Source organism: Gemmatimonadales bacterium (genome assembly GCA_035502185.1).
Classification (GTDB): Bacteria; Gemmatimonadota; Gemmatimonadetes; order Gemmatimonadales; family JACORV01; genus Fen-1245.
Map to the genome: position 1 here is coordinate 1 of DATJUT010000036.1, position 8,595 is coordinate 8,595.

Genomic DNA, 8,595 nt, shown 5'->3' on the forward strand with positions numbered 1-8,595 from the left:
CTCGAAGCCCCAGCCGGACACCGGGCGGTGGCGGACACGTCGTGTCTACCAGGACGATCGGTGCCGCTCCACGCGCCTCCGCGACCCGGCACAACTCGTCCCGGACCGCAGGGTCGCGCTCCCCGGTTACGAAAGGAGCACCCGGCTTGGCGATGCCGGCCTTCTCCCGGGCGATGGCCAAGAGATCTGGCCCCAGGTAGTCGGTGTGTTCCAGGGCGATCTTGGTAACCGCCGCCGCCATCGGCACGAGCACGTTGGTGCTGTCGAGCCGTCCCCCCAGCCCGACCTCCACCACCGCGACGTCGACTCCCCGCGCCGCCAGGTCGGCGAAGGCGATGGCGGTCGTGGCCTCGAAGAAGCTGGCTCCCTGCTCCTCGATGACCGGCCGAAGGAGGCCGGTCCACTGAGCGAACGCGTCCTCGCTGATGGGCGTGCCGTCCACGGTCACCCGTTCCCGAACCGTTACCAGGTGCGGCGAGGTATAGACCCCCACCCGAAAGCCGCGGGAAGCGAGGTCGGCCGCCAGGAAGGCGCACACCGAGCCCTTGCCGTTCGTGCCGCCGACGTGGATCGATGGGAACTCGCGCTCGGGGTGGCCGAGGGCGCCGAGGAGGGCCTCGGTGGGTCCGAGACCCCACTTGATCCGGCCGGCTTGTCGGGGGAACAGAAAGGCGCAGGCGTCCGCGAACGACAACCGGGTCAGTCAGCGACCTCCGCCGGGCGCCATCCGGCCATGTGCGACAAGAGCCGAGCGGTGGTGTCGCGCAACTCGCTGCGCGGGACCACCGCATCCACCATCCCGTGCTCGAGCAAGAACTCCGCGGTCTGGAAGCCCGCCGGCAGGTCCTGCCCGATCGTCTGCTTGATGACCCGCGGGCCGGCGAACCCGATCACGGCACCCGGCTCCGCCAGAATGACGTCACCCTGCATGGCGTACGACGCCGACACCCCGCCCGTGGTGGGATTGGTGAGGATCGAGATGAACGGGACACCCGCGTCCCGCAGCTGCGCGATGCCCACCGACGTCTTGGCCAGCTGCATCAGCGACAGCACGCCCTCCTGCATCCGCGCGCCGCCCGAGGCCGACACGATGATCAGCGGCCGGCGCTCCTCCAGGGCCACCCGCGCGATCCGGACGATCTTCTCGCCCACGACGGAGCCCATCGAGCCGCCCATGAACTTGAAGTCCATCACCGCCAGCGCGATGGGCTGGCCCTCGAGGGTGGCCGTGCCGGTGCGCACGGCGTCCTCTCGGCCCGCCTTCTTCGTCGCGGCCGCCAGGCGGTCGCGGTAGTTCTCGAAGCCCAGGGCGTCCACCGAGCGCAGGCCCTGGTCCATCGGCGACCAGCTGCCCTCGTCGGTGAGCAGCGCCACGTACTGCGCGGCATCCACCCGGCGGTGGTGCCCGCAGTTGGGGCAGACCCCGAACCCCCGCTCGAACTTCTCGCGCACGTCGACGTGCCCGCACTCCTCGCACTTGTCCCAGACGTCGGCCGGGATCTCCAGCCGCTCGCGTTGAGACGTTCGAGGTCGCCGGTCTTTGCGGAACCAGGCCATGGCGCAGGGATCGAGGGGTGATCGGGGGCCCGGTGCGGGCCGCCCAAGAGATGGATCAATTTGGAAACGGAGGCCCGGCCCCGCTAGAGCCAAACCGTAAGACGTTGCTACAACTCGTGATAGCCGAGCTCCCGGCCCTCGCGGGCGACCCGCATGGCCATTCCCACGCCGAGGAAGCAGGCCAGCAGGAACGACCCGCCGTAGCTGAAGAACGGCAGCGGAATGCCCGTAATGGGCATCACGTTGGCCGTCATCCCGATGTTCTCGAAGATGTGGGTGAACAACACGCCGATGACCCCGAAGGCCACCAGGCTGCCGAACGGGTCGGGGCTGCGCCGCGCGACCCGGATCAGGATGGCCAGCAGCGCGAAGAAGAGGGCGAGCGCCACCAGGACCCCGAGGAACCCCAGCTCCTCGCCCACGACGGAGAAGATGAAGTCCGTGTGCTGGGCCGGCAGGAAGGCCAGGCGCTTCTGGGAGCCCATCGTGAAGCCCTTGCCCAGCCAGCCGCCGCTGCCGATCGCGATCTTCGACTGGATGATGTGCCAGCCCGTGGCCCGCGGGTCGATGTCGGGGTTGAGGAACGACAGGAACCGGTGCTGCTGGTACGCGGCGAGCCTGTGCCACAGCGGCAGTGCGATGATGCCCATCCCGAGGTTGGCCCCCAGGACCGCCAGGCCCTCCCAGACGAAGGGCCGCCAGACGACGAGCAGCACGCTCAGGAGCACGATCCACCCACCCCACGTCCACGGCGAGAAGGCGAGCACCAGCGAGGCGAGCGGCGACCCGAGCAGCACCAGGAAGGGGAGGCGCACGCCCGCCCAGTACAGCATCGCGAACAGCACGCCCCCGAACACCAGGGCGCTGCCCAGGTCCGGCTGGATGGCCACCAGGGCCGCCGGCACCAGCGCGATGAGGCAGGGAACGACCAGCTCGCGCAGGTTCCGGGGCGGGGCGCGCAGCGATGCGAGATGGCGCGCCAGCATCAGGATCACGACCAGCTTCACGAACTCGGACGGCTGGCCGAGGCGCTGGCCGCCGATGGTGATCCAGGAGTGGGACGAGGCCGCCGTGCCGCCGCCGGTCCCGATGACCAGCGTCACGAGGAGCACGACGATCCCGCCCGCATAGCAGCCCGGCGCCGCCCATTCCAGCAGCCGGGGCGACACCCGCATCACCAGCAGCGCGGCGGTGATGCTCAGCGCGAACCAGACGAGCTGCCGCTGCCAGATGTGGGCGACCGAGGTCGGCACGTCGGTCTGGCCGGCGGAGTACAGGATCAGGATTCCGTACGCGGTCAGCGCCAGGGTCACCGCGGTCAGGGGACGGTCGAGGCGGCCGAACATCAGCGGGGCCCTCCGGGCCCCGGGCTGGTGTCCTCGAGCGGCGGTGGCGGGACGGGGACCGGCTTCGCGGGCGGGGCGCGGCGGGCGGGTCTCGCCGGCGCCGGCGTGGCACGTCGTGGCTGGCCGACGGCCACGGGCGAGGTGCCGCGCACCGTATCCTCCGGGACCGCGAGGGGGACGCGCTCACCCGCGCGACCGCGGGCCGTCGTGTCGGGCCCGAGCACGTACCGCTCGATGATCCGGGCCACGTAGGGCGCTACGGCGGTGCCGTGGCCCGCGCCCTCGATCACGCCGGCCACGACGATCTGGGGCCGGTCGGCCGGCGCGAATCCGATGAACCAGCCGTGGTTCGCGCCTTCGGTATTCTGGGCGGTTCCGGTCTTGCCGGCCAGCTGCAGGCTTGCCAGCCGCACGGCGCGCGCCGTGCCCTGCTCCACCACCGCGATCAACGCCTTGCGGATCTCCAGGAAGGTCGTGTCCGGCAGGCCCACGACGCCGGTGGCGGGGAAGTTGCCAGCCAGGATGTGGGGCCGCACCAGGTGCCCGCCGTTGGCCAGCGTGGCGTAGAAGCGCACCATGTTGATCGGCGTCTGGGCGTTCTCGCCCTGTCCGATGGCGAGATTCAGCGCCACCGCCTGCGTCCAGCCGTTCCGGCCGTACACCCGGTCGTAGTAGCTCGTGTCGGGGAACGCCGGGCGCACCTCGCCCGGCAGGTCGATACCGCTGCGCGAGCCGAAGCCGAGGTACGCGCCGCCCTCGAGGATCGCCTTGACGGTGAGCCGCAGGCCCAGCTGGTAGAAGTAGGCGTCGCACGACGCGGCGATGGCCTGCGCCAGGTTGAGGAACCCGTGGCCCCGCGGTTCCCAGCACCTGAAGAAGCGCGTGCCGTACTGGAAGCCGCCGCGGCAGGGCTGCGGCATCCGCGAGGCGAACGTCACCAGGCCGTCGCGCAGCGCCATCACCGTCGTGGCGAGCTTGAAGGTGGACGCCGGCGGGTAGCGGGCGGCGATCACCCGGTCGAGCAGCGGGTGGCTCGGGTCGGAGTTGAGCGTGTCCCACAGGCTCGGCGCGATGCCGCCGACGAACGCGTTGGGATCGAACGGGGGGCTCGAGTAGAGCGCGAGGATGTCGCCCGTCCACGGGTCCATCGCCACGATCGCGCCGCGCCGGCCGGGCGGGAAGATGGAAGCCACGTAACGCTGCAGGCCGAGGTCGATGGTGGTGCGCAGCACCCGGCCCGGGACCTCCTGGAGCGTCGAGGCGGCGCCCTGCTCGCGGACCACGCGTCCGAGCGCGTCCACCTCGACGAACCGTACGCCGTCCGCACCGGTCAGCGTCGAGTCGTACTCGCGCTCGAGGCCCTCCCTCCCGACGATCGCGCCCGGCCGGCGGCCGCCGAAGGCCCCCTCCAGCTCCTGCTGCGTGACCTCGGAGACGTAGCCCACCAGGTGGGCCACCACGGTGCTGTCCGGGTACCGGCGCTTCGGCTCCGCCTGGATCACGAGCCCCGGGAGCTCCACCCGGTGCTCCTCGAGCTGGGAGACCAGCGCGAACGGGGCGTCCTTCACCAGCGTCGTCGGCTGGTAGGGCGCGGTGCGGAAGCGCGCGACCACCCGCTCCGTCGCGGCCGAGTCGAACGGGATCAGGGAGTCGAGCCGGCGGAGCATGGCGCGCAGCGAATCCTCGTCCGCCGCCAGCAGCGACACTGAATAGCCGGGCACGTTCTCGGCGATGACCGCGCCGTGCCGGTCCAGGATCAGGCCGCGGGCCGCCGGGAGGGGCACCGGCCGTAGCCGGTTCGACTCCGACTTCATCCGGTAGCGGTCGCGCTGGAGCACCTGGAGGCGGAAGAAGGCCGCGGCCAGGAAGAGGAAGACCACCGCCAGGGCGTTGCGGGCCACGGCGCCCCGCAGCGCCAGCACGAACGGGTGGAACGCCTGCCGGTCGCTCACGACGCCGGCGCCGAGTGGAGCCAGCTCCGGAACAACAGCAGAACCACGGCGGCGGCGGCCGCCGTGCCGATGGCGGTCGCGGGCGAGAGCACCAGCAGCTGCGTGCCGACGGCGCCCGCGCGCAGCGCGCCGCTGGCGGCCAGCTCGAGCACGTCGCGCAGCCAGCTCGCCGCGAACACGAACACGACGGTCACGAGGAGGTTGTCGGCGAAGACCACCGCCTTGAGCCAGCCGGCCGCGTAGCCGATGATCGTCAGCGCGAAGGCCCCTGCCCCGAAGGCGGTCGGGGCGACCGCGTCGCCCAGAAGCCCCACCACGAAGCCCGCCGCGGCGCCGGCCCCCGGCCGGGATCGCATCGCGAAGGTCAGCAGCGCGACGAGCAGGAAATCGGGCGCCAGCGGCGAGGCCGCGAACCACGGCCGCACGGCCAGCTGGGCCGCGAGCAGCAGCAGCACGACGATCCACAGCCTCAGGCGGGGAGGCGCGAGCTTCACGAGCTGTCGGCCGGCGCCGTCGCGGTGTCGGCCGCGGCGGGGGCGCGGAAGGCCGCCGCGAGGGTGTCGCTGAACGCGCCCGGCTTCAGCACGAGCACGTGGGTGACCTGCGCCGGGTGGGCCGCGGGCCGGACGAGGTAGGTGCGCTCCCAGCCCTCCGCCTCGCTCAGCATGCCCTCGATGGTCCCGAGCGGGATGCCCCGCGGGAAGACGCCGCCGAGCCCGGAGGTGACGATCAGGGTTCCGGCCGGCAGCCGCTCCCGGTAGGGGACGCCGCGGAACTCCATCACCTCGCCCGCGCGCTCGCCGCGGCGCGCGGAGACGATGCCGAAGACCCGGCCCCGCGCGGTCATCGCGCTGGCGCGAAAGTCGGGATGGGACCACGCCATGACGACCGACGAGCGCGGGTCGACCGTGGTCACCATGCCGACCAGGCCGGTCGGCGAGACGACGGGCGCGAGCGGCGTGACGCCCGCCCGGCGCCCGGCCGACAGCAGCAGGGTCAGGCCGTCGGTGAGCCCGGACTGGTGGAGGACCTCGGCGGTCACGAATCCGCTCCCGAGCCGCGCCCTGAGGCGGAGCAGCGCGCGCAGCTCGGCGATCTCGGTCACCAGCTCGGGGACCTGGGAGGCCGCCAGCGCGAACGAGTCGCGCTCGGCCCGCAGCACGAGCACGGCCTGGCGCTGCGCGCGGGAGGCGGCGACGCGGGATTCGAGGGTCACGGCCGGCAGCAGGACGCTGCGGCGCATCGCGGCGGCGATCGGCGCCCGCAGGGCCTCCGGCAGGGCGAGGGTGACGAGCGCAACCACGAGGCAGGCCACGAAGGCGACCGTGTCGGCCCGCGACCCGTACCGCTCAGCCCCGATCGTCACGGCCCGTCAGGTCGTCAGGACGGTGCGGTACTTCTCGGGATCGTCGAGGATGCGCCCGGTGCCCCGCACCACGCAGGTCAGCGGGTCCTCGTCCACGTGGATGGGCAACCCGGTCTCGTGCGAGAGGAGGACGTCGAGGCCGCGGATGAGGGAGCCGCCCCCCGTCATGACGATCCCCCGGTCCACGATGTCGCTGGCCAGCTCGGGCGGCGTGATCTCCAGCGCCCGGCGCACCGCGTCCACGATCTGCTGCATCGGCTCCATGAGCGCCGCGCGGATCTCGTCGGAGCGCACCGTCACCGTCTTGGGGATGCCCGACACCAGGTCGCGGCCCTTCACCTCCATCTCCTGCTCCTCGCCCACGGGCGCCGCGCTGCCGATCTGGATCTTGATGCGCTCGGCCGTCGGCTCGCCGATCAGCACGTTGTGGTTCTTGCGCATGTGCTGGACGATCGCCGTGTCCATCTCGTCGCCCGCGATGCGGATCGACGCGTCGCACACGATGCCCGACAGCGCGATCACCGCGATCTCGGTGGTGCCGCCGCCGATGTCGATGACCATGTTGCCGGTCGGCGTCTCGATCGGCAGGCCCACGCCGATGGCCGCCGCCATCGGCTCCGCCACCATGTACACTTCCTTCGCCCCCGCCGACTGCGCGCTGTCCCGCACCGCCCGCTTCTCGACCTCGGTGATCCCGCTCGGCACGCACACGATCACCCGCGGCTTCACGCGGAAGACGTGCTTGTTGATGATCGACGCCAGGAAGTAGCGCAGCATCTTCTCGGTCACGTCGAAATCCGCGATCACGCCATCCTTGAGCGGGCGCACCGCCTGGATCCCGTCGGGCGTCCGGCCGAGCATGCGCTTGGCCTCGAGCCCGATGCCCTTGATGCGACCGGTGGTCTTCTCGAGCGCCACGACCGACGGCTCGTTGAGGACGATGCCTTCACCGCGCACGTAGACGAGCGTGTTCGCGGTGCCGAGGTCCACGGCAATCTCGTTGGCGGGGAGCCAGGACCCCGGTTTCCAGGACGTCAAGCGCATGCCGGCTTGCAACTCGATAGAGGGTGAAGGGAGGCGGCGTAACTTGTTGAGCCGCCGGTAACATAGCCCGTGCGCACGCCTCAGGCAACACCGCGCTTGACACTGTTCCGGAAGCGAAGGTAACGTGCGCCCATGCCCCCGGCCGTGGCGCAGCGCATCGCCGTCGTGGACCCCGAGGTCTGCGACGCGTGCGGCCTGTGCATGCCGCTGTGCCCGCCGGAGGCCATCCATATGACCCGCCGGGGGTTGGTGGTGCACGGCCCCACCTGTACCGGGTGCGAGAAGTGCATCGCTCCCTGCCCCGTCGGCGCCCTCACGATGGTCGATGCCCGCCGTTGACGTGCTGGTCGTCGGAGGCGGCCCCGCCGGGTGCGTCGCGGCCTGGGAGGCCGCGGCCGCCGGCGCCGGCGACGTCCTCCTGGTCGAGCGGGACCGGGCGATCGGCGCACCGGTGCGCTGCGCCGAAGGGGTCGGCAGCGACGGTCTGCGGGAGTTCCTCGATCCCGACGGGGCGCCCTGGGTCTCGCGCCGGATCACCCGCGTGATCCTCGTCGCCCCGGACGACACCGAGGTGGCGCTGGCCGAGCGCGACGTCGGTTACGTCCTCGACCGCACCAGGTTCGAGCCGGCGCTGGCCGAGCGCGCGGCGGAGGCCGGAGCGGCGATCCGCATCTCCACCGAGGCGGTAGCACTGCGGCGCGCCGAGGGCGGCTGGCGCGTGACGCTGCGCGGCCCGCACGGCGAGGAGGAGCTGACGGCCCGGGTGGTGATCGGGGCCGACGGCGTGGAGACGATGATCGGCCGCTGGGCGGGCCTCGAGACGCGCGTGGCGGCCCGCGACATGGAGTCCTGCGCGCAGTACGTGGTGGGCAACATCGAGTGCGATCCCGACGCCATCTACCTGCACTTCGGCCCGTCGGTGGCGCCGGGCGGCTACGCCTGGGTCTTCCCCAAGTCCGTCGGCGTGGCGAACGTCGGCCTGGGCGTGGTCACCCTCCGCGGAGACGGGCGCACGGTGCGGCAGTACCTCGACGACTACGTCGCCCGGCGGTTCCCCGGCGGCACGGTGACCGGCCTCACGGTCGGCGGCGTCATCAGCGGCGTCACGGTCCGGCGCACCGTCGCCGACGGCCTGATGCTGGCGGGCGACGCCGCCCACATGATCAACCCGCTGTCGGGCGGCGGGATCATCAACGCGATGAAGGCGGGCCGGCTCGCGGGCCGCCACGCGGCGCGGGCGCTGGGCAGCGGGGACACGTCCGCGTCGAGCCTGCAGCCCTACCACGAGGAGTGGATGCGGCTCCTGGGCGACGCGCACCTCAAGTACTAC

The 8,595-nt window shown here is 72.2% G+C and carries 9 protein-coding genes; 2 read left to right on the top strand and 7 right to left on the bottom strand.

Features of this window, described 5'->3' with window-relative positions; all coding sequences use genetic code 11:
* The 7 genes from VMF70_04975 to VMF70_05005 all read right to left on the bottom strand — a co-directional run.
* Positions 1-694: Mur ligase family protein (locus VMF70_04975; GenBank protein ID HTT67361.1), on the bottom strand; the 694-nt coding region annotated here is incomplete at its 3' end.
* A 5-nt stretch (positions 695-699) separates the two neighbouring features.
* Complete coding sequence (gene accD / locus VMF70_04980) at positions 700-1,557, bottom strand: acetyl-CoA carboxylase, carboxyltransferase subunit beta (protein HTT67362.1); 858 nt, start codon at positions 1,555-1,557, stop codon at positions 700-702.
* Positions 1,558-1,664: 107 nt separating this feature from the next.
* Positions 1,665-2,903 carry a rod shape-determining protein RodA gene (gene rodA / locus VMF70_04985; GenBank protein HTT67363.1) on the bottom strand — a complete coding sequence of 413 codons (1,239 nt, stop codon included), beginning with the start codon at positions 2,901-2,903 and terminating at the stop codon, positions 1,665-1,667.
* Positions 2,903-4,855, bottom strand: coding sequence for a penicillin-binding protein 2 (gene mrdA / locus VMF70_04990; GenBank protein ID HTT67364.1), 1,953 nt, complete (start codon positions 4,853-4,855; stop codon positions 2,903-2,905). Before mrdA ends, rodA begins: the two co-directional genes overlap by 1 nt.
* Positions 4,852-5,349 (bottom strand): rod shape-determining protein MreD, encoded by a 498-nt coding sequence (mreD, locus tag VMF70_04995; protein HTT67365.1) that lies wholly within the window; start codon positions 5,347-5,349, stop codon positions 4,852-4,854. The genes mrdA and mreD overlap by 4 nt, the downstream gene beginning before the upstream one ends.
* A complete protein-coding gene (gene mreC / locus VMF70_05000) occupies positions 5,346-6,221 on the bottom strand; it encodes a rod shape-determining protein MreC (GenBank protein ID HTT67366.1) in 876 nt (291 codons plus the stop codon). Before mreC ends, mreD begins: the two co-directional genes overlap by 4 nt.
* Positions 6,222-6,227: 6 nt before the next feature.
* Positions 6,228-7,265 (bottom strand): rod shape-determining protein, encoded by a 1,038-nt coding sequence (locus tag VMF70_05005; GenBank protein HTT67367.1) that lies wholly within the window; start codon positions 7,263-7,265, stop codon positions 6,228-6,230.
* 132 nt (positions 7,266-7,397) lie between these two features.
* Between VMF70_05005 and VMF70_05010 the strand changes: the two genes are divergently transcribed.
* Positions 7,398-7,604: a 4Fe-4S dicluster domain-containing protein gene (locus VMF70_05010; protein HTT67368.1), complete on the top strand. Its 207-nt coding sequence runs from the start codon at positions 7,398-7,400 to the stop codon at positions 7,602-7,604.
* A partial coding sequence (locus VMF70_05015) for an NAD(P)/FAD-dependent oxidoreductase (protein ID HTT67369.1) occupies positions 7,591-8,595 on the top strand: 1,005 nt, incomplete at its 3' end. The genes VMF70_05010 and VMF70_05015, both read left to right, overlap by 14 nt.

Bases quoted from the DNA above. Each gene is read 5' to 3' on its own strand.
- accD (HTT67362.1), bottom strand. From the start codon at position 1,557: ATGGCCTGGTTCCGCAAAGACCGGCGACCTCGAACGTCTCAACGCGAG.
- rodA (HTT67363.1), bottom strand. From the start codon at position 2,903: ATGTTCGGCCGCCTCGACCGTCCCCTGACCGCGGTGACCCTGGCGCTG.
- VMF70_05005 (HTT67367.1), bottom strand. From the start codon at position 7,265: ATGCGCTTGACGTCCTGGAAACCGGGGTCCTGGCTCCCCGCCAACGAG.
- VMF70_05010 (HTT67368.1), top strand. From the start codon at position 7,398: ATGCCCCCGGCCGTGGCGCAGCGCATCGCCGTCGTGGACCCCGAGGTC.